Below are 21,205 nucleotides of genomic sequence, written 5' to 3' on the forward strand. Positions count from 1 at the left end.
GGCCGGGCGGGACAGTTGCCAGATGCAAAGTAAAAACCCCCGCGCGATCACTCGCACGGGGGCTTCTTTTTTTCTACCGGGGCGCGGCCCGGACAAAATCTTCGATTTTGCCTATACCGCGCTGGCCAGAAAACGCATTCGCGTTTTCGACCTTTACCAGTCTTCCCGAACTACGACGCGGGTCTTGATCGGCAATTTCATCGCCGCAAGACGCAGCGCTTCGCGGGCGATGTCTTCGTCGACGCCGTCGATTTCGAACATCACACGACCCGGCTTGACCTTGCAGGCCCAGAAATCCACGGAACCTTTACCCTTACCCATCCGAACTTCGGTGGGTTTGGAGGTGACCGGGGTATCCGGGAAAATGCGGATCCAGACACGGCCCTGACGTTTCATGTGACGGGTCATCGCGCGGCGGGCCGCTTCGATTTGCCGTGCAGTCACACGCTCGGGCTGGGTGGCTTTGAGACCGAAAGAGCCGAAGTTCAGATCGGAACCGCCTTTGGCGAGCCCCTTGATCCGGCCTTTGTGCATCTTACGGAACTTAGTACGCTTTGGTTGAAGCATTTTCTATCCCTCCTCAGCGACGGCCACCGGCGCCACGTGGGGCCGGACCATCCTGAAGTTCTTGTGCCTTGCGGTCACGCGCTTGCGGGTCATGCTCCATGATCTCGCCTTTGAAGATCCAGACCTTGATCCCGATGATGCCGTAGGCCGTCATCGCTTCGCCGGCGGCGTAGTCGATGTCGGCGCGCAGCGTGTGCAACGGAACGCGACCTTCGCGATACCATTCGGTCCGGGCGATTTCGGCACCGCCAAGGCGGCCCGCAACGTTAACCCGGATGCCGAGGGCACCCATACGCATGGCGTTTTGGACACCACGTTTCATCGCACGGCGGAAGCTGACCCGGCGCTCAAGCTGTTGGGCGATATTCTCGGCCACCAGCTGGGCGTCAAGCTCGGGCTTGCGCACTTCGACGATGTTGAGGTGCAATTCGCTGTCAGTCATGGCGGCGAGCTTCTTGCGCAGCACTTCGATGTCTGCACCTTTCTTGCCGATGATGACACCCGGACGCGCAGTGTGGATCGTCACGCGGCACTTTTTGTGCGGACGTTCGATGATCACACGGGCCACGCCGGCCTGCTTGCACTCTTCTTTGATGAAATCGCGCATGGCGATGTCTTCGAGCAGAAGATCACCGTAATCCTTGGTATTCGCGAACCAGCGGCTGTCCCAGGTGCGGTTGACCTGAAGGCGCATGCCAATCGGATTGACTTTCTGACCCATTAGGCTTGCTCCTCAACTTGACGCACCAGGATGGTGAGTTCCGAGAACGGTTTCAAGATCTTGCCAAACCGGCCACGGGCCCGAGGGCGTCCGCGCTTCATGGTCAGGTTCTTGCCCACATATGCTTCGGCGACGACCAGTTCATCGACGTCGAGGTTGTGGTTGTTCTCGGCATTGGCGATGGCGGACTGAAGGCATTTCTTCACGTCCTGCGCGATCCGCTTTTTCGAGAAGGTCAGGTCCGTCAGGGCCTTGTCCACCTTCTTGCCACGGATCATCTGTGCCACCAGGTTCAGTTTCTGCGGGGATGTACGAAGCATGCGGGTTTTCGCCATTGCTTCGTTATCAGCCACGCGGCGGGGATTCTTATCCTTGCTCATGACTTACTTCCGCTTCGCTTTTTTGTCGGCTGCGTGACCATAATAGGTGCGGGTCGGGGAGTATTCACCGAACTTTTGACCGATCATGTCTTCGCTTACGTTGACCGGAATATGCTTCTGGCCGTTATAAACACCGAATGTGAGGCCCACAAACTGGGGCAGGATGGTTGAGCGACGCGACCAGATCTTGATGACGTCATTGCGGCCCGATTCACGCGCAGCTTCGGCTTTCTTAAGCACGTAGCTGTCGACGAACGGACCTTTCCAAACAGAGCGAGACATCTATTAGCGTCCCTTCTTCTTGGCGTGGCGCGAGCGGATAATAAGCTTTTGCGACGCTTTGTTCTTGTTACGGGTGCGAGCCCCTTTGGTCGGCTTGCCCCAAGGCGACACCGGGTGACGACCACCCGAGGTACGGCCTTCACCACCACCATGGGGGTGGTCGATCGGGTTCATAACGACACCACGCACAGATGGGCGGATGCCCTTGTGACGCATACGGCCCGCTTTACCGAAGTTTTGGTTCGAGTTGTCAGGGTTGGACACGGCACCAACGGTGGCCATGCATTCCTGACGCACGAGACGCAGCTCGCCCGAGCTGAGGCGGATCTGGGCGTAGCCACCGTCACGACCGACAAACTGGGCATAGGTGCCCGCGGCGCGTGCGATCTGGCCACCCTTACCGGGTTTCAGCTCGATGTTGTGAATGATCGTACCGATCGGCATCCCCGAGAACGGCATCGCGTTGCCCGGTTTGATATCGGCTTTAGCGGAGGCAATCACCTGCTCGCCAACAGCGAGACGCTGCGGTGCGAGGATATAGGCTTGCTCACCATCCGAGTACTTGATCAGCGCGATAAAGGCGGTCCGGTTCGGGTCATATTCGATCCGTTCGACGGTGGCCGCGACATCGCGTTTGTTCCGTTTGAAATCAACGATCCGGTAGAGACGCTTTGCGCCCCCGCCCGTGCGACGCATTGTGATCCGCCCGGTGTTGTTCCGGCCGCCCGACTTGGTCAAACCCTCGGTGAGAGATTTGACAGGACGTCCTTTATACAGCTCCGAACGGTCGATCAGCACCAGCCCGCGCTGGCCCGGCGTCGTCGGCTTATACGACTTAAGTGCCATGCTTTCTGTCTTCCGTTAGCAAGTGGAGAGACATGCTCTCCTATGTGATAGCCCCCCGTGGGTGGCCGAATTATAGAGCCCCGAAGGTCTCCGACTGCAAAAATCAACGGGCCCCAGACGAATCTGAGGCCACGCGGATGGCTTCGTTTATGGGAGGGGAGCGTTGGGGTCAACCCCCGTAGCGGTTAAAGCGCCGAGCCGCGCATCGCCGACACGCGGGGTGGCGATCTGACGGTGGTGGTTCGCGGTTTATGCCTACAAAGTCCGTGTGTCTTATGAACGGGGTGCCCCCCCCCTCACCCAATCGCCGCCCCGGGGGGCGTGTTGTCATGTAGGAGACATGCCTCTGGCATGATGCGCGGCGGCCTACGGCCTTGATTCCGCGTAAGACACCCTACAGCCTAAAAGAACATTAGCTGTAGAAAATGTCTCGAAACGGCGGATCAAATAGGAGGAAAAATGGAATTCAAGGAAAGCGAACGAGAAACCGAATTGCTTCAAACGATTAGGTCGACGGAGCGGTACCGCGCCTCTTTTTAACTACTGGTACTTGCTTGTTGCGCTCTATTCTTTTGGATTTTCGTTGAAAATATCTCGGCTATTCCCACTGCAGCACTGGTTATGTTTGCGTTGCTAGCGGGCTTTGTCGCGTTCATCGGGACTGAAGTCGTAAACTTGAAAATTCTACTGCTCAAAGCAGAGTACCGCGAATGGCTTAGAGAGTTTCAGCCTGATCGTTGGCGACGACTGAACGAAGTCTGAAAACGAAAAGCCCCCACCTTCCGGCAGGGGCTTTCTCAATTCTCTAAACCGTAGGGTGGGTGCAACCCCACCGCCCGATCACAACCCGGTCGAAACGTCGATCGTGTTGCCTTCTTCGAGCGTCACATAGGCTTTCTTCACGTCTTTCCGCTTGCCCAACTGGCCGCGGAAGCGTTTGACTTTGCCTTTGGTGATCGATGTGTTCACAGCCTTTACCTTCACACCAAACAGAGCCTCAACGGCCTCTTTGATCTGGGGTTTGGCGGCGTCGATTGCCACTTCGAAGACAACTGCGTTCGTTTCCGACGCCATGGTTGCTTTCTCGGTGATGATCGGCTTGCGGATCACGTCGTAATGTTTTGCTTCGGCACTCATTTCAGGCGAGCCTCCAATGCTTCGACACCTGCTTTGGTGATCACCAAGGTGTCACGCTTGAGGATGTCATAGACGTTTGCGCCCATCGTCGGCAGGATATCTAGACCTTCGATGTTGCGGGCTGCTTTCAGGAAGCCTTCGTTCACGGCGGCTCCGTCGATCACCAGCGCGCGTTTCCAGCCCAGGTTTTTGACCAGCTTGGCCAGAGCGGCGGTTTTGCCCTCGGCTTCGGCGTTCTCGATCACAACCAGCTCGCCTGCTTTCGCTTTCGCAGACAGCGCGTGCATCAGGCCCAGCTTGCGGAATTTTTTCGGCAGGTCGTGGCCGTGCGAACGCGGCGTCGGACCCTTGTAAATCCCACCTTTGCGGAAGATCGGTGCCCGACGGGAGCCGTGGCGTGCGCCGCCGGTGCCCTTCTGGCGATAGATCTTCTTGGTCGAGTAGCTGACTTCGGACCGGGTTTTCACCTTGTGCGTACCGGCTTGCGCCTTGTTACGCTGCCAGCGAACGACGCGGTGCAGGATGTCGGCGCGCGGCTCGAGGCCAAACAGGGCCTCGTCGAGCTCAACCGAACCGGCCTTGTCGCCGTCGAGTTTGATCACATCAAGTTTCATGCTTCACCACCTTCCGCAGGTGCTTGTTCTGCGGGTGCTTCAGCCGCCGGAGCCGCTGCCGATTTCAGCGCAGCCGGGAACGGCACGCCTTCGGGGATCGATTTCTTGACCGCATCTTTTACGGTGACCCAGCCACCTTTCGAACCGGGCACAGCGCCCTTGATGAAGACGAGGCCACGTTCGGCATCGGTTTTCACCACTTCGAGGTTTTGCGTGGTCACGCGGGCTGCGCCCATGTGGCCGGCCATTTTCTTGCCTTTGAACACCTTGCCGGGGCCCTGACATTGGCCAGTCGAACCGTGCGAACGGTGCGAGATCGAAACACCGTGCGATGCGCGAAGACCGCCGAAGTTGTGGCGTTTCATGGCACCGGCAAAGCCTTTACCAATCGACACGCCCGAAACGTCGACTTTCTGACCGGCGATATAATGCTCGGCAGAAATCTCTTCACCGACACCGATCAGGTTGTCTTCGCTGACGCGAAATTCAACAACCTTGCGTTTGGGTTCGACTTTGGCTGCTGCGAAGTGGCCGCGCATGGCTTGGCTGGTCCGCTTGGCCTTGGCTGTGCCTGCACCGAGCTGAACGGCGGTATAGCCGTGCTGATCGCTGCTGCGTTGGGCCACAACCTGCAGTTTGTCGAGTTGAAGAACGGTCACAGGGATCTGCTTGCCGTCTTCCATGAACAGGCGGGTCATGCCCACCTTCTTGGCGATAATTCCAGAGCGCATTGTCAGATACCCTCCTTAAACCGAAATCTGCACGTCCACGCCCGCGGCGAGGTCGAGCTTCATCAGCGCGTCAACGGTCTGCGGGGTGGGATCGACGATGTCGAGAAGACGCTTGTGCGTACGGATCTCGAACTGGTCGCGCGATTTCTTGTTCACGTGGGGACCACGCAGAACGGTGAATTTCTCGATCTTGTTCGGCAGCGGAATTGGGCCGCGCACTTGTGCGCCGGTCCGCTTGGCCGTGTTGACGATTTCCTGCGTGCTGGCATCCAGTACGCGGTAATCAAAGGCCTTAAGCCGAATGCGAATATTTTGCGATTGCATTTTTTTGCCTTTCGCGGCGTTGGAGTTGATAGGAGGAAGGCCGGACCACCCGGCCTCCCTCTTCGAACCCTTAGGTCGATTACTCGATGATTTTGGCTACGACGCCGGCGCCGACGGTGCGGCCGCCTTCGCGGATGGCGAAGCGGAGACCGTCTTCCATGGCGATCGGTGCGATCAGCTCAACCTTGAACGACACGTTGTCGCCCGGCATCACCATCTCGGTGCCATCTGCCAAAGTCACTGTCCCGGTCACATCCGTGGTACGGAAGTAGAACTGCGGACGGTAGTTGGCGAAGAACGGCGTGTGACGGCCACCTTCGTCTTTGGTCAGAATGTAGGCTTCGGCTTCGAACTTGGTGTGCGGTGTTACCGAGCCCGGCTTGCAGAGAACCTGCCCGCGCTCAACACCTTCACGGTCGATACCACGCAGAAGTGCGCCGATGTTGTCGCCCGCTTCCCCGCGATCAAGCAGCTTACGGAACATTTCAACGCCTGTGCAGGTCGTTTTGGTGGTGTCGCGGATGCCGATGATTTCGATTTCGTCGCCAACGTTGATCACGCCACGCTCAACACGACCGGTCACAACGGTCCCACGACCCGAGATCGAGAACACGTCCTCGATCGGCATCAGGAACGGCTGGTCCACGGCGCGCTCAGGCGTCGGGATGTAGTCGTCAACCGCAGCCATCAGCTCACGGATCGAGTTTTCGCCGATTTCCGGGTCACGACCTTCGAGCGCGGCCAGAGCCGAGCCTTTTACGATCGGGATATCGTCGCCGGGGTACTCATAGGAGCTCAGCAACTCGCGGATTTCCATTTCGACGAGCTCGAGCAGCTCTTCGTCGTCAACCTGGTCAACTTTGTTCATGTAAACGGTGAACGCCGGGATACCAACCTGACGGCCGAGCAGGATGTGCTCGCGCGTTTGCGGCATCGGGCCATCGGCCGACGAACACACCAGAATCGCGCCGTCCATCTGCGCCGCACCGGTGATCATGTTCTTCACATAGTCAGCGTGGCCGGGGCAATCAACATGCGCATAGTGACGGTTCTCGGTCTCATACTCAACGTGCGCGGTCGAGATCGTGATACCACGGGCCTTCTCTTCGGGCGCGCCGTCGATCTGGTCATACGCTTTGAAATCGCCAAAATACTTGGTGATCGCCGCCGTAAGTGTCGTCTTGCCGTGGTCAACGTGACCAACTGTGCCGATGTTCACGTGCGGTTTGTTACGTTCAAACTTTTCCTTAGCCATGGTGGCCTCCTGTTATTCTGAAAGATGTGTTGCACGAGATGCGCAACACATCGTTGTTTGATTAGGCGGAGTATTTCGCCTGAATTTCGTCCGAGATGTTCTGCGGCACGGGCTCGTAGTGGTCGAACTGCATGGTGAAGTTCGCACGACCCGACGACATCGAACGCAGCGTGTTGATGTAGCCGAACATGTTTGCCAGTGGCACGAAGACATCAATCGCGATGGCGTTGCCGCGCGGTTCTTGTCCGGTCACCTGACCACGACGCGAAGTCAAATCGCCAATGATGCCGCCGGTGTATTCTTCCGGTGTGATCACTTCGACTTTCATGATCGGCTCGAGCAGTTTCGCCCCAGCTTTCTTCATGCCTTCGCGCATCCCCATGCGGGCTGCGATTTCAAACGCAAGCACCGAGGAGTCAACGTCGTGGTATTTACCTTCGATCAGCGCCACTTTGAAGTCGATCACGGGGAAGCCAGCCAAGGGACCGGAGTCCATGACCGATTTGATCCCTTTTTCGACGCCCGGGATGTATTCCTTGGGCACCGAGCCACCAACAACGCGGGATTCAAAGGAGTAACCTTCGCCCGGCTCTGTTGGCGTGATGATCATTTTCACTTCAGCGAACTGACCCGAACCACCCGACTGTTTCTTGTGGGTGTAAACGATTTCAGCTTCGCGGCTGACTGTCTCACGATAGGCAACCTGCGGCGCGCCGATGTTGGCTTCCACTTTGAATTCACGCTTCAGACGATCAACGAGAATGTCGAGGTGAAGTTCGCCCATACCCTTCATGATGGTCTGACCGCTTTCGATGTCAGTTTCCACACGGAAGGACGGGTCTTCGGCGGCCAAACGGGCCAGACCTTGCGACATTTTCTCTTGGTCAGCCTTGGTTTTAGGCTCAACCGCAATCTCGATCACCGGATCGGGGAAGGTCATGGTTTCCAGAACCACCGGATCATTGGCGGCACAGAGCGTGTCACCTGTGGTGGTGTCTTTCAGACCGGCCAGCGCGATGATGTCGCCAGCGTACGCTTCGGTGATTTCCTCACGGTCGTTGGAGTGCATCATCATCATCCGGCCAACACGCTCTTTACGACCTTTGGTCGAGTTCAGCAGTGTATCGCCCTTGTTCAGAACGCCCGAGTAGATGCGTGTAAAGGTCAGCGAGCCAACGAACGGGTCGTTCATGATTTTGAACGCCAGGCCCGAGAACGCCATGTCATCATCCGCACGACGCGGGATGTCACGGGTTTCTGTCTCATCACCCGGTTTAAAGCCCATGTAATCAACAACGTCGAGCGGGCTCGGCAGGTAGTCGATCACAGCGTTGAGCAACGGCTGAACACCTTTGTTCTTGAAGGCAGAGCCACCAAGCACGGGAACGAAATGGAGAGCGAGCGTGCCCTTGCGCAGCAGAGCGCGCAGGGTCGGCACGTCAGGCTCGTTGCCTTCGAGGTATTCCATCATGGCGTCGTCGTCTTCTTCGACGGCCGCTTCGACCATCTTGCCGCGCCATTCGTCAGCCATGTCTTTGAGGCTTTCACGGATGGGGGCTTTGATCCAGCTTGCGCCGAGATCTTCGCCCTGCCAGAGCCACTCTTCCATGGTCACGAGGTCAACCAGACCTTCGAGTTCGGTTTCGGCACCGATCGGGATACCAACCGGCACGGCGCGGGCGCCGGTGCGGTCTTCGATCATTTCAACACAGTTGAAGAAGTCAGCGCCGATTTTGTCCATTTTGTTGACAAAAACCATGCGCGGAACCTTGTAGCGGTCAGCCTGACGCCACACGGTTTCGGTCTGCGGCTCAACACCGGCGTTGGCGTCGAGAACGCAAACGGCGCCATCGAGAACCGCCAGCGAACGCTCAACTTCAATGGTGAAGTCAACGTGGCCAGGGGTGTCGATGATGTTCAAGCGGTGCTTTTCGGTTTCAGCAGTTTCGCCGTCCTCTGTGCGCTCCCAGAATGTGGTGGTCGCAGCGGAGGTAATGGTGATCCCACGTTCCTGCTCCTGCTCCATCCAGTCCATCGTGGCCGCACCATCGTGCACCTCACCGATGTTGTGGGATTTGCCGGTGTAGTACAGGATCCGTTCCGAGCAGGTGGTTTTGCCTGCGTCGATGTGGGCCATGATGCCGAAGTTACGGTAGCGTTCGAGCGGATAATCGCGTGCCATGGGTCAGAAGCCTCTTGGGAGTTACCAGCGGTAATGGCTGAACGCTTTGTTTGCGTCTGCCATTTTGTGAGTGTCTTCGCGTTTCTTAACGGCCGAACCGCGCGATTGCACAGCATCCAGAAGTTCGCCAGCGAGGCGTTCCTGCATGGTGTTCTCGTTACGGGCGCGGCTGGCGTTGATCAGCCAGCGGATGGCCAAAGCCTGACGGCGCTCGGGGCGGACTTCGACGGGCACCTGATAGGTGGCACCACCAACCCGACGCGAGCGAACTTCGACGCTGGGCTGAATGTTGTCGAGCGCTTCGTGGAAAACTTCCAGCGGGGCGCGCTTGATCTTGTCTTCAACGCGGTCGAGCGCGCCGTAGACGATTTTCTCAGCAGCCGATTTCTTACCATCGAGCATGAGGTTGTTCATGAATTTTGTCAGAACCTTATCGCCATATTTGGCGTCAGGCAGAACTTCGCGTTTTTCAGCGGCGTGACGACGGGACATCTCGTATTCCTCTTACTTCGGACGCTTGGCGCCGTATTTCGAACGGCGTTGTTTACGGTCTTTGACGCCTTGCGTATCAAGCACGCCGCGCAGGATGTGGTAACGCACACCGGGAAGGTCTTTTACCCGGCCGCCACGGATCAGAACCACGGAGTGTTCCTGAAGGTTGTGGCTTTCACCCGGGATATAGGAAATGACCTCGAAACCATTGGTCAGGCGCACTTTGGCAACCTTCCGCATGGCCGAGTTCGGTTTCTTTGGCGTCGTTGTATAGACGCGGGTGCAAACGCCCCGTTTTTGCGGGTTCCCCTCAAGGTGAAGGGACTTGGAGCGTTTAACTTTGGGCTGGCGCGGTTTGCGGATCAGCTGTTGGATCGTTGGCATTGGGCTTCTTTCCCCGTTTCTCAACACATGTGTCGCATGGGTGTCCCCATGCACGATTTCAAAATCTCGCACGCATTGTGCGTCCACAACACGCAAAAACCGCTTCGTTCCCATTCCGAGGTAAACGAGGCGGTGGGTTTCCAGAGGATCAAGGCAGCATTAGCCCGGATCTTGTCCACTACAGTTCTGCTATCGGCGTTGGAGCATCACCCCTTGCCGGATGAAGGGCGTATAGGGGGAGTCGCCCCCCTTGTCAACACATCCCAAGGTGCTTTGGCAAAGGGGTTTGGCTTGGCTGCGCAGGTTCGCATTACTGCGCGGTTTCGCGCCGCTTGCGGGTATCACGGTAGAGTGTGTAGAGGCCCGTGGCCACGACAATCGCGGCGCCAGCAAGCGTGAGCTGATCCGGCCAGTCGTTGAACACAACGAACCCCAGGATCAGTGCCCAGACAAGCCCGGTATAGCGGAATGGTGAGACGAAGCTGATTTCCCCCATGCGCATGACCATGACGGAAAAGAGGTAGCCGCCAATGATCATGACGCTGGAAATACCGATGAGTAATGCTGCCCGAATGTCCAGCGCGACCCATTCGGTATTCACGCTGCTGAGGCCGAAGAAGACCATCACCCCGCCAGAAGAGAGCAATGTGACAAGCATCGAGGGCGTTTGCGTAGAGAGCTTGCGGGTCGAGAGGTCGCGCAAAGTGACGAAGCCGACTGCGACGAGCGCATAGAGAGAGAACACAGTGAAATCTTCGGCCCCCGGTCGGACAATCAACAAAACGCCGAGAAAGCCGATAAAGATCGCGCCAAATCTGCGCCAGCCAACCGGTTCGCGCAGAAACAGCGCGGCGGCGAGCGTGACGGTCAAGGGAAGTGATTGCAAAATTGCGGTCACATTGGCGATGGGCATGTTGAACAGCGCGGTGAGAAAGAAATAGGCGGCGCCGATTTCGGCAAAGACCCTGAGCGCGACGAGCCAACCATCGCGGCGCGGGATGCGCCAGTTGAGCGGTCCGCGCAGGTGGATCACCGCATAGATCAACGCCGTCGTCAGCAGGCCACGTAAAAACAGAACTTGGTTGAGCGGAACTTGCCCCGCCAAAAGCTTGATCGCCGTGTCGTTGAGGGTAAACGACAACATGGAGGCCATCATAAGCCCCGCCCCTTTTAGATTATCTCGCGGGTCCATTCGTTGGTCCCCTCCCCTGCTCCTCTGTGCGGACAGAACACCGAATTGAAAGAAATGAAAAGCCCGGTCGACGTGGTTTGGGGCGTGTCCCGCGAAAAGACTGCGCAACCCGGCCTGACGGCTCGAGGCAGTTATGGGCAGCAAATTAGGTGTGTTTGATGCGTGAAAGATTAAGGCTTGGCGTTGGCCCAAAAAGAAACCCCCGCCAGTTGCCCGGCGGGGGTTTTGTTTTCTCGCGTTAAACGGTGATTTATTCGTCGCGGCTTTCCGGTGTCTCAACCAGTGTGTCGAACTCATCGCCACCGACAATGTCAGCCTCTGTCGGCGCTGCCAGTGCGGCGGCGGCTTCGGCCTCCTCACGGCGGGCGTCGATGACCACATTGTCACGCTGCTGCGCGATGTGGCGAACCTGCATGGTCGCCCCACCGGTGCCAGCCGGGATCAAGCGGCCCACGATGACGTTCTCTTTCAGGCCGACCAGCTTGTCGCGCTTGCCCTGCACCGATGCTTCGGTCAGCACGCGTGTGGTTTCCTCGAACGATGCCGCCGAGATGAAGCTGCGGGTTTGCAGCGACGCCTTGGTGATGCCGAGCAGGATCGGTTCGCCCTGAGCCGGACGGCCCCCTTTGGCGAGCGCCTTCTCGTTGGCTTGATCGAACTCTTGCTTGTCGACGTGTTCACCCTTCAGAAGCGTGGTTTCCCCGGAATCGGAGATTTCCCATTTCTGAAGCATTTGGCGAACGATCACCTCGATATGCTTGTCGTTGATCTTCACACCTTGCAGTCGATAGACGTCCTGAACCTCGTCGATCATGTAGTCAGCCAACGCTTCGACACCCATGATGGACAGGATGTCATGCGGCGCCGGGTTGCCGTCCATGATGTAGTCACCCTTCTGGACAAAATCACCTTCCTGAACCGGAATGTGCTTGCCCTTGGGCACCATGTATTCGACGGGATCCATCCCCTCTTCGGCGGCCTCGATCGAGATGCGACGCTTGTTCTTGTAGTCGCGTCCGTAACGAACATAACCGTCGATTTCCGCGATGATGGCGTGATCTTTCGGGCGACGTGCCTCGAAAAGTTCAGCCACACGCGGCAGACCACCGGTGATGTCCTTGGTCTTGGCACCTTCGCGCGGGATACGCGCAACGATGTCACCGGCCTTGATCTCTTGGCCATCTTCGATCGACAGAACCGCGTCCACCGACATCGGATAGGTCAACGGATTGCCCGCGTCGTTGCGCACCGGCTCTCCGTCGTCACCCTGAAGGATGATTTCCGGCTTGAGCTCGTTGCCTTTGGGCGCGGTCCGCCAATCGATCACGATCTTCTGGGTCATGCCGGTTGCTTCATCGGTCTCGTCGCGCACGGCGAGGCCCGAGACAAGGTCGACAAATTTGGCAGTACCGTCTTTTTCGGCGATGATCGGCAGGGTGTAGGGATCCCATTCGAACAGTTTGTCGCCGCGCGCAACGTTGTCGCCTTCCTTGACGAAGAGCTTGGAGCCGTAGCCCAGCTTGTGGCTGGCACGCTCGCCGCCCTCTTCGTCAACGATCGAAAGCTTCATGTTCCGACCGATGACAAGCAGCTCACCAACCGAGTTTTCGAGAAGCTGTTCGTTCTCGAACACAACCTTGCCTTCTTGGCTGGCTTCGAGGAACGACTGCTGGCCACCTTGGGCAACGCCACCGATGTGGAATGTCCGCATCGTCAGCTGTGTGCCCGGTTCACCGATCGACTGTGCCGCGATGATACCCACCGCTTCGCCGACGTTGACCTTGGTGCCGCGAGCGAGGTCACGGCCATAACACATGGCGCAAACACCGTCTTCGGCTTCGCAGGTCAGAGGGCTGCGCATGCGGGTCGAGAGAACGCCGGCTTCGTCGATAGCATCGGCCATACGTTCGTCGATCAGCGTGCCAGCCGGCACGATGATCTCGTCTGTGCCCGGACGCAGGATGTCGTCCGCTGCGACCCGGCCCAAGATACGCTCGGCCAGAGAAGCAACAACTTCACCATCGTTCACGGCCGCTTCGGCAGTGATCGCCTTGTCGGTGCCGCAATCGTTCTCACGCACGATGCAATCCTGTGCCACGTCAACTAGACGACGTGTCAGGTAGCCGGAGTTCGCCGTTTTCAGAGCCGTATCCGACAGACCTTTTCGTGCACCGTGGGTCGAGTTGAAGTACTCAAGCACGGTCAGGCCTTCTTTAAAGTTCGAGATGATCGGTGTTTCGATGATGTCGCCGTTCGGCTTGGCCATCAGGCCGCGCATGCCGCCGAGCTGTTTCATCTGGGTCACCGAGCCACGCGCACCGGAGTGGGCCATCATGTAGACCGAGTTGGGTTCACGCACCGAGCCGTCCTCGTCACGCTGATCGGCGGAAATGGTGCCCATCATCGCATCGGTGACCTTGTCGTTACATTTCGACCAGGCATCGACAACTTTGTTATATTTCTCGCCCTGAGTGATCAGGCCGTCCATATATTGCTGTTCGAAGTCTTTCACCAGATCGCGAGTCTCGTCGACGATGGTCCATTTGTTGTCAGGGATAACCATGTCATCCTTGCCAAAGGAAATCCCCGCCTTGAACGCCTCGCGGAAGCCCATGGTCATGATCTGGTCACAGAAGATAACCGACTCTTTCTGACCGCAATAACGGTAGACGGTGTCAATCACTTGCTGCACTTCTTTCTTCCGCAGCAGACGGTTCACCAGTTCGAACGGTGCTTTGGCGTTGAGCGGCAGAAGCGCGCCGAGGCGCACACGGCCCGGCGTGGTTTCGAAGCGTTCCATCACTGTTTCGCCGGTTTCCGGGTCAACCTGTGGCACCCGTGCGGTGATGTTGGCGTGCAGATGCACGGCACCGGTGTCGAGCGCGTATTGCACTTCTTCGATCGAGGAGAAGGTCATGCCTTCGCCCTTCATGCCTTCGCGTGCGATGGTCGTGTAGTAGAGACCAAGGATCATATCCTGCGACGGAACGATGATTGGCGCACCGTTGGCGGGCGACAACACGTTGTTCGTGGACATCATCAGAACACGGGCTTCAAGCTGTGCTTCCAGCGAGAGCGGCACGTGAACAGCCATTTGGTCACCGTCGAAGTCGGCGTTAAAGGCCGAACAGACCAGCGGGTGAAGCTGGATCGCTTTACCTTCGATCAGAACCGGTTCGAACGCCTGAATGCCAAGACGGTGCAGTGTAGGCGCACGGTTCAGCATGACAGGGTGTTCGCGGATCACTTCGTCGAGGATATCCCAAACTTCGGGACGCTCTTTTTCGACCAGCTTCTTGGCTTGCTTCACAGTGGAAGACAGGCCTTTGGCTTCGAGACGCGAGTAGATGAACGGTTTGAACAGTTCGAGCGCCATCTTTTTGGGCAAGCCACATTGGTGCAACTTCAGTTCCGGACCGGTCACAATGACCGAACGACCGGAGAAGTCGACGCGTTTACCCAAAAGGTTTTGACGGAAGCGACCCTGTTTGCCTTTGAGCATGTCGGAGAGCGATTTCAGCGGACGCTTGTTGGCACCCGTGATCACGCGGCCACGACGACCGTTGTCGAACAGTGCATCGACAGATTCCTGCAACATCCGCTTTTCGTTGCGCACGATGATATCGGGCGCGCGCAGTTCGATCAGACGCTTCAGACGGTTGTTCCGGTTAATCACACGACGGTAAAGGTCGTTGAGGTCGGAGGTCGCGAAACGGCCACCATCCAGCGGCACCAGCGGGCGCAGCTCTGGCGGGATCACAGGGATCACTGTGAGAACCATCCATTCCGGGCGGTTGCCGGATTCGATGAAGCTCTCGACCACTTTCAGACGCTTGATGATCTTCTTGGGCTTCAACTCGCCAGTGGCTTCTTTCAGCTCTTCGCGCAGGCGCTCGGCTTCGGCCTCGAGATCAATCTGGGACAGCATTTCACGGATCGCTTCGGCGCCGATATTTGCGGTGAAGGCGTCCATGCCATAGTGGTCTTGGGCGTCCATGAACTCTTCTTCGGTCAGCATTTGACCATAGGAGAGGTCGGTGAGACCCGGTTCGATCACCACGTAGTTTTCAAAGTAGAGAACGCGTTCCAGATCGCGCAGCGTCATGTCGAGCATGAGGCCAATCCGGCTGGGAAGCGATTTCAGAAACCAGATGTGGGCGACGGGCGCGGCCAGTTCGATATGGCCCATACGCTCGCGGCGCACTTTCTGGAGCGTGACTTCGACGCCGCATTTCTCGCAGACAACGCCGCGATATTTCATGCGCTTATATTTGCCGCAGAGGCATTCGTAATCTTTGATCGGGCCAAAGATACGCGCACAGAAGAGGCCGTCACGTTCGGGTTTGAACGTACGGTAGTTGATGGTTTCCGGCTTCTTGATCTCGCCATAGGACCACGAAAGAATCCGCTCCGGGCTTGCCAGAGTGACGCGGATTTCGTCGAACACCTTGGGCGGGGTGAGCGGATTGAACGGGTTGTTGGTCAGTTCCTGGTTCATTTGTGTTTCCTCAAATCTGTTGCGGAAGGGGGAAGGGAAGACGGGCTTGCGCCCTTATTCCCCCTCCTCCGCATCCAGGAGTTCCATGTTCAGGCCGAGGCCGCGGACTTCCTTGACGAGAACGTTAAACGATTCCGGCACGCCGGCTTCGAAGTTGTCCTCGCCCTTCACGATGCTTTCATAGACTTTCGTCCGTCCGGCAACGTCATCCGACTTCACGGTCAGCATTTCCTGCAGGGTATAGGCGGCGCCGTAAGCTTCCAGAGCCCAGACCTCCATTTCCCCGAACCGCTGGCCACCGAATTGCGCTTTACCGCCCAGCGGCTGCTGGGTGACGAGGCTGTAAGGCCCGGTCGAGCGCGCGTGGATTTTGTCGTCCACGAGGTGGTGCAGTTTCAACAGGTATTTGACACCCACGGTCACAGGGCGGGCAAACTGCTCGCCTGTGCGGCCATCAAACAGAACCGACTGGCCCGAGGTGTCGAAACCCGCGCGTGTCAGCGCATCGTTCACGTCCGCCTCTTTCGCGCCGTCAAAGACCGGCGTTGCAATCGGCACACCACGGGTCACGTTCTGAGCCGCTTCGAGCAAGCCGCCTTCGTCCATGTTGGCGATGCCTTCGTCGTAGACGTCATCACCATAGGCAAGCTTCATCGCCTCACGCACGGGTGTCAGATCGCCGGAGCGGCGGTATTCGCCCAGTGCTTCGTCGATGTTCACACCCAGACCGCGAGCGGCCCAACCCATGTGGGTTTCAAGGATCTGCCCAACGTTCATACGCGACGGAACGCCCAGCGGGTTAAGGCAGAAGTCGACCGGAGTGCCATCAGAGAGGAACGGCATGTCCTCCATCGGCACCACTTTCGAGATCACACCTTTGTTGCCGTGACGACCGGCCATCTTGTCACCCGGTTGCAGCTTGCGCTTCACCGCGACGAACACTTTGACCATCTTCATCACGCCCGGCGGAAGATCATCCCCACGGCGGACTTTCTCGACCTTGTCCTCGAAGCGGGCATCAAGCGCACGTTTCTGTACTTCGTACTGCTCGTGCAGAGCTTCGACGATTTTGGCGTCGTCTTCGTCCTTGAGCGCCAGTTGCCACCACTGACCACGGGTCAGGGTTTCAAGCAGCTCAACGGTGATTTCCGAGTTCGACTTGACGCCTTTCGGTCCTTTGACAGCCACTTTGCCCAAGATCATGTCTTTGAGACGGGCATAGATGTTACGGTCAAGGATCGCGAGTTCGTCATCGCGGTCACGCGCAAGGCGTTCGACTTCTTCACGCTCGATCTGGAGCGCACGTTCGTCTTTTTCAACGCCGTGACGGTTGAATACACGGACTTCAACAACGGTGCCGAAATCGCCCGGTTTGACGCGCAAGCTGGTGTCGCGCACGTCCGAGGCCTTCTCACCAAAGATGGCGCGCAGAAGCTTTTCTTCCGGCGTCATCGGGCTTTCGCCCTTCGGTGTGATCTTACCGACAAGGATGTCACCCGGCTCAACATCGGCACCGATATAGACGATGCCCGCTTCGTCGAGGTTGCGCAGGGCTTCCTCGCCAACGTTGGGGATGTCGCGGGTGATCTCTTCTGGCCCAAGCTTGGTGTCACGGGCGGCGACTTCGAATTCCTCGATGTGGATCGAGGTAAAGACGTCATCACGCGCGATCCGCTCGGAGATCAGGATCGAGTCTTCGTAGTTGTAGCCATTCCACGGCATAAACGCGACGATCACGTTTTTACCAAGGCTCAGCTCGCCAATATCGGTCGAGGGACCATCGGCCAGCACTTCGCCTTTTTGAACGGTGTCACCCACTTTCACCAACGGACGCTGGTTGATACAGGTGTTCTGGTTCGAGCGTTGGAACTTGCGCATCCGATAGATATCAACCCCGGCATCGCCGAGTTCGAGATCGGATGTGGCACGCACAACAATCCGCTGCGCATCAACTTGGTCGATGATCCCGGCACGTTTTGCCATGATCGCCGCACCGGAGTCGCGCGCTACGATTTCTTCGATACCGGTGCCAACAAGCGGTGCTTCGGCCCGCAAGAGTGGAACCGCCTGACGCATCATGTTCGATCCCATCAAGGCCCGGTTCGCATCGTCATTTTCCAAGAACGGAATGAGCGAGGCCGCAACCGACACCAACTGTTTGGGCGAAACGTCAATCAGGTCGACATTTTCGTTTGGCGCGAGGGTGTATTCGCCAGACTGACGGGTCGACACCAAATCGTTCTCAAACTTGCCGTCCTTATCGAGATGGGCGTTGGCCTGAGCCACAACGTGGCGCATCTCTTCGGTGGCGGACATGTAGTGGACTTCGTCCGTTACCTGACCTTCTTTTACGACGCGATAAGGCGTTTCGATGAAGCCGTATTTGTTAACGCGGGCAAAGGTGGCCAGCGAGTTAATCAGGCCGATGTTCGGCCCTTCCGGCGTTTCAATCGGACACATCCGGCCATAGTGGGTCGGGTGAACGTCGCGCACCTCAAAGCCGGCACGCTCACGGGTGAGACCACCCGGCCCAAGCGCCGAAAGGCGGCGTTTGTGCGTGACTTCCGACAGCGGGTTGGTTTGGTCCATGAACTGCGACAGCTGTGAGGAGCCAAAGAATTCCCGCACCGCGGCAGCAGCCGGTTTGGCGTTGATCAGGCCCTGCGGCATCACCGTGTCGATTTCGACGGACGACATACGCTCTTTGATCGCGCGTTCCATACGCAGAAGGCCAACGCGATACTGATTTTCCATCAATTCGCCAACCGAGCGCACCCGGCGGTTGCCGAGGTGGTCAATATCGTCAATGTCACCCTTGCCGTCGCGCAATTCCACCAGTGCCTTGATGCAGGCAACGATGTCTTCACGATCAAGCGTACGTTGGGTATCGGGCTTTTCAAGCGCGAGACGCATGTTCATTTTCACCCGACCAACGGCCGAGAGGTCATAGCGCTCACTGTCAAAAAACAGCGTGTCGAACAGAGCCGAGGCGGCTTCGACGGTTGGCGGCTCACCCGGACGCATGACGCGATAGATATCCATGAGCGCGGTGTCGCGGTTCATGTTCTTATCGGTCGCCATGGTGTTGCGCATGTAGGGGCCGACGTTGACGTTATCGATGTCCAGCACCGGAATCTCGGTCACGCCATTGTCGACCAGCTCTTTCAGAGAACCGCCAGTGACGTTGCCTTCCTTGTCGTATTCAAGGGTCAGCTCGTCACCCGCTTCGACATAAATCGCGCCGGTTTCTTCGTTGATGATGTCTTGAGCAACGTATTTGCCGAGGATCTGCTCATAAGGCAGCAGCAGGTCCGTGATCTTGCCTTCGTCGATGATCTTTTTGACAGCGCGCGGAGTGACTTTCTTGCCGGATTCAGCAAACACTTCGCCGGTTTTGGCGTCCACAAGATCATAGGTCGGGCGGGTACCTCGCACACGCTCGGGGAAGAACTTGGTGATCCAGCCATGGTCTTTCTTGCGCAGCTTGTAGTTCACCGTGTCGTAATAGGCGTCCATGATCGCTTCTTGATCAAGGCCAAGTGCGTAAAGCAGAGTTGTCACCGGCAGCTTGCGGCGACGGTCGATACGAGCGAACACGATGTCCTTGGCGTCGAATTCGAAATCGAGCCACGACCCGCGATAAGGGATAATCCGGCAAGCAAAGAGCAATTTGCCGCTGGCATGGGTCTTGCCCTTGTCATGGTCAAAGAACACGCCCGGCGAGCGGTGCATCTGGGATACAATCACACGCTCGGTGCCGTTGACGACAAAGGTGCCGTTCGGCGTCATCAGGGGCATATCGCCCATGAACACGTCTTGCTCTTTGATGTCCTTGACCGATTTGGCCCCGGTATCTTCGTCCACATCAAACACGATCAGCCGCAGCTTGACCTTGAGCGGCGCGGAGTAGGTCATATCGCGCTGCTGGCACTCCTCGACGTCGTATTTCGGCTCTTCGAGCTCGTAATCGACGAATTCCAGAACCGAAGTCTCGTGGAAATCTTTGATCGGGAAAACCGACTGAAAGACACCTTTGATACCTTCGCCGTCTTGCGGCGAGTCTTGGTCGCCGGAATTCAGGAAGAGATCATAGGAGCTTTTCTGCACCTCGATCAGGTTCGGCATTTCCAGCACTTCGCGGATTTTACCGTAATATTTACGCAAACGTTTCTGGCCAAGGAATGATTGAGCCATGGTCGATGTCACCTTTCAGTTTCTCACCGGACGCAAGTGCCGTCGGGCCCCGGCACCTCGCCCATACGAGACGGTTGGTTCTGATCTATTCCCGGCCATCGTCCCAATGATGGCCTCCCGATCGGTGAACCTCACCTTAGAAAATGCCTCTGCTGCGAAAGGCCCTTTTTAAGACAGGTTCGGCTGGACCCGGAATTTGCCGGATCCAGCCTTGTTCTGATCGGTGCGTGAGATCACGCACCTGCCGATTACTTGAGTTCGACTTCGGCGCCAGCTGCTTCCAGCTTGCCTTTGAGGTCTTCGGCTTCGGCTTTGTCGACGCCTTCTTTGACGGCTTTGCCGCCAGCTTCGACCAGCTCTTTTGCTTCTTTGAGGCCCAGGCCGGTGATGCCGCGGACTTCTTTGATGACGTTGATTTTCGAGGCACCGGGGCTGACGAGGATTACGTCAAACTCGGTTTGCTCTTCTTCAGCGGCGCCACCGGCGTCGCCAGCAGGGCCAGCCATCATTACGGCGCCGCCAGCTGCGGGCTCAATGCCGTATTCGTCTTTAAGGATGGTTTTCAGTTCTTGTGCTTCGAGAAGGGTAAGACCCACAATCTCTTCAGCCAGTTTTTTCAGATCAGCCATTTGACTTGCTTTCCGTTTCTAAAGATGTGTTCCAACGTCGGGAAGTTTTCCCTACGCAGATCAGTCAGTTGCTTACGCTGCCGCCTTGTCCTCAACCGTGGACAAGATGGAAGCGATGTTCGAAGCAGGTGCGCCAATTGCGCCCGCGATGTTCGATGCAGGTGCGCCAAGCATGCCAGCGATGGTAGCGATAAGCTCCTCGCGAGACGGCATTTTCGACACGGCTGCAACGCCGGCACGGTCGAGAGCGTTCTCACCCATTGCACCGCCGAGGATCTCGAATTTCGAGTTTTCCTTAGCGAAGTCCTCGGCCACCTTGGCTGCTGCCACGGGTCCTCGGAATAGGTCAGAACGGTCATGCCCGAGAGGTAATCGGCCACGCTTGCGCAAGGCTTGCCCTCCAGAGCGATCTTGGCGAGCCTGTTCTTGGCGACACGTACGGCACTTCCTGCTTCGCTTGCGCGTGCACGAAGGGCCCTGCATCTCAGCAACTGTCAGACCGGCGTAGTGGGAGACCACAACGACGCCAGAGCTTTCGAAGATTTGGCCGAGTTCCTCGACCACTTTCTCTTTCTGGGCTCTATCCACAGTTTCACTCCAATTTTGGAGGGTTGGACCCTCCGGCTCATTTAAGCCGGGACCACATAGAGGTGCCCGGCCATCGGTCCTTACGGGTCCGTCCAATCTCGCTCCAGGGCGCCCGCAAAGGGCTGCTGAAGGTAAATCTTTCTTTCCCGTCTCAGGCAGGAATTATGGCCACAGTAGCGCGACCACCCG

The 21,205-nt window shown here is 57.5% G+C and carries 17 protein-coding genes and 1 pseudogene; all 18 read right to left on the reverse strand.

Annotated elements, in window-relative coordinates; all coding sequences use genetic code 11:
- Positions 1 to 153 precede the first annotated feature (153 nt).
- On the reverse strand, positions 154 to 567 hold the full coding sequence (gene rplP / locus N4R57_15335; protein UYV36376.1) for a 50S ribosomal protein L16: 414 nt from the start codon (positions 565 to 567) through the stop codon (positions 154 to 156).
- A 13-nt stretch (positions 568 to 580) separates the two neighbouring features.
- Entirely contained in the window at positions 581 to 1,288 is a 708-nt protein-coding gene (gene rpsC / locus N4R57_15340; protein UYV36377.1) for a 30S ribosomal protein S3, read from the reverse strand.
- Complete coding sequence (gene rplV / locus N4R57_15345) at positions 1,288 to 1,668, reverse strand: 50S ribosomal protein L22 (GenBank protein ID UYV36378.1); 381 nt, start codon at positions 1,666 to 1,668, stop codon at positions 1,288 to 1,290. Before rplV ends, rpsC begins: the two co-directional genes overlap by 1 nt.
- Positions 1,669 to 1,671: 3 nt before the next feature.
- Complete coding sequence (gene rpsS / locus N4R57_15350; protein UYV36379.1) at positions 1,672 to 1,950, reverse strand: 30S ribosomal protein S19; 279 nt, start codon at positions 1,948 to 1,950, stop codon at positions 1,672 to 1,674.
- Positions 1,951 to 1,953: 3 nt separating this feature from the next.
- Positions 1,954 to 2,796, reverse strand: coding sequence for a 50S ribosomal protein L2 (gene rplB, locus N4R57_15355; protein UYV36380.1), 843 nt, complete (start codon positions 2,794 to 2,796; stop codon positions 1,954 to 1,956).
- A gap of 840 nt (positions 2,797 to 3,636) precedes the next feature.
- The gene (locus N4R57_15360; GenBank protein ID UYV36381.1) at positions 3,637 to 3,933 is read right to left on the reverse strand and encodes a 50S ribosomal protein L23; all 297 of its coding nucleotides are present in this window, start codon (positions 3,931 to 3,933) and stop codon (positions 3,637 to 3,639) included.
- Positions 3,930 to 4,547, reverse strand: a complete 618-nt coding sequence (gene rplD / locus N4R57_15365; GenBank protein ID UYV36382.1) for a 50S ribosomal protein L4 — start codon at positions 4,545 to 4,547, stop codon at positions 3,930 to 3,932. The genes N4R57_15360 and rplD overlap by 4 nt, the downstream gene beginning before the upstream one ends.
- Positions 4,544 to 5,278: a 50S ribosomal protein L3 gene (gene rplC, locus N4R57_15370; protein UYV36383.1), complete on the reverse strand. Its 735-nt coding sequence runs from the start codon at positions 5,276 to 5,278 to the stop codon at positions 4,544 to 4,546. Before rplC ends, rplD begins: the two co-directional genes overlap by 4 nt.
- A 15-nt stretch (positions 5,279 to 5,293) precedes the next feature.
- Entirely contained in the window at positions 5,294 to 5,602 is a 309-nt protein-coding gene (rpsJ, locus tag N4R57_15375; protein ID UYV36384.1) for a 30S ribosomal protein S10, read from the reverse strand.
- A 79-nt stretch (positions 5,603 to 5,681) separates the two neighbouring features.
- Positions 5,682 to 6,857, reverse strand: a complete 1,176-nt coding sequence (gene tuf, locus N4R57_15380; protein UYV36385.1) for an elongation factor Tu — start codon at positions 6,855 to 6,857, stop codon at positions 5,682 to 5,684.
- 61 nt (positions 6,858 to 6,918) lie between these two features.
- On the reverse strand, positions 6,919 to 9,039 hold the full coding sequence (gene fusA, locus N4R57_15385) for an elongation factor G (GenBank protein ID UYV36386.1): 2,121 nt from the start codon (positions 9,037 to 9,039) through the stop codon (positions 6,919 to 6,921).
- Between the two features lie 21 nt (positions 9,040 to 9,060).
- On the reverse strand, positions 9,061 to 9,531 hold the full coding sequence (gene rpsG / locus N4R57_15390) for a 30S ribosomal protein S7 (protein UYV36387.1): 471 nt from the start codon (positions 9,529 to 9,531) through the stop codon (positions 9,061 to 9,063).
- Positions 9,532 to 9,543: 12 nt separating this feature from the next.
- A complete protein-coding gene (gene rpsL / locus N4R57_15395; GenBank protein ID UYV36388.1) occupies positions 9,544 to 9,915 on the reverse strand; it encodes a 30S ribosomal protein S12 in 372 nt (123 codons plus the stop codon).
- Between the two features lie 310 nt (positions 9,916 to 10,225).
- Positions 10,226 to 11,107, reverse strand: a complete 882-nt coding sequence (locus tag N4R57_15400) for a DMT family transporter (GenBank protein UYV36389.1) — start codon at positions 11,105 to 11,107, stop codon at positions 10,226 to 10,228.
- Positions 11,108 to 11,357: 250 nt separating this feature from the next.
- A complete protein-coding gene (gene rpoC, locus N4R57_15405; GenBank protein UYV36390.1) occupies positions 11,358 to 15,605 on the reverse strand; it encodes a DNA-directed RNA polymerase subunit beta' in 4,248 nt (1,415 codons plus the stop codon).
- A gap of 54 nt (positions 15,606 to 15,659) precedes the next feature.
- The gene (gene rpoB / locus N4R57_15410; protein UYV36391.1) at positions 15,660 to 19,799 is read right to left on the reverse strand and encodes a DNA-directed RNA polymerase subunit beta; all 4,140 of its coding nucleotides are present in this window, start codon (positions 19,797 to 19,799) and stop codon (positions 15,660 to 15,662) included.
- 248 nt (positions 19,800 to 20,047) lie between these two features.
- Positions 20,048 to 20,428 (reverse strand): 50S ribosomal protein L7/L12, encoded by a 381-nt coding sequence (gene rplL / locus N4R57_15415; protein ID UYV36392.1) that lies wholly within the window; start codon positions 20,426 to 20,428, stop codon positions 20,048 to 20,050.
- A 72-nt stretch (positions 20,429 to 20,500) separates the two neighbouring features.
- Positions 20,501 to 21,016 (reverse strand): annotated as a pseudogene (gene rplJ, locus N4R57_15420) (50S ribosomal protein L10).
- Between the last annotated feature and the right edge of the window lie 189 nt (positions 21,017 to 21,205).

The sequence above is a fragment of the Rhodobacteraceae bacterium D3-12 genome (assembly GCA_025916135.1).
Lineage (GTDB): Bacteria > Pseudomonadota > Alphaproteobacteria > Rhodobacterales > Rhodobacteraceae > JAKGBX01.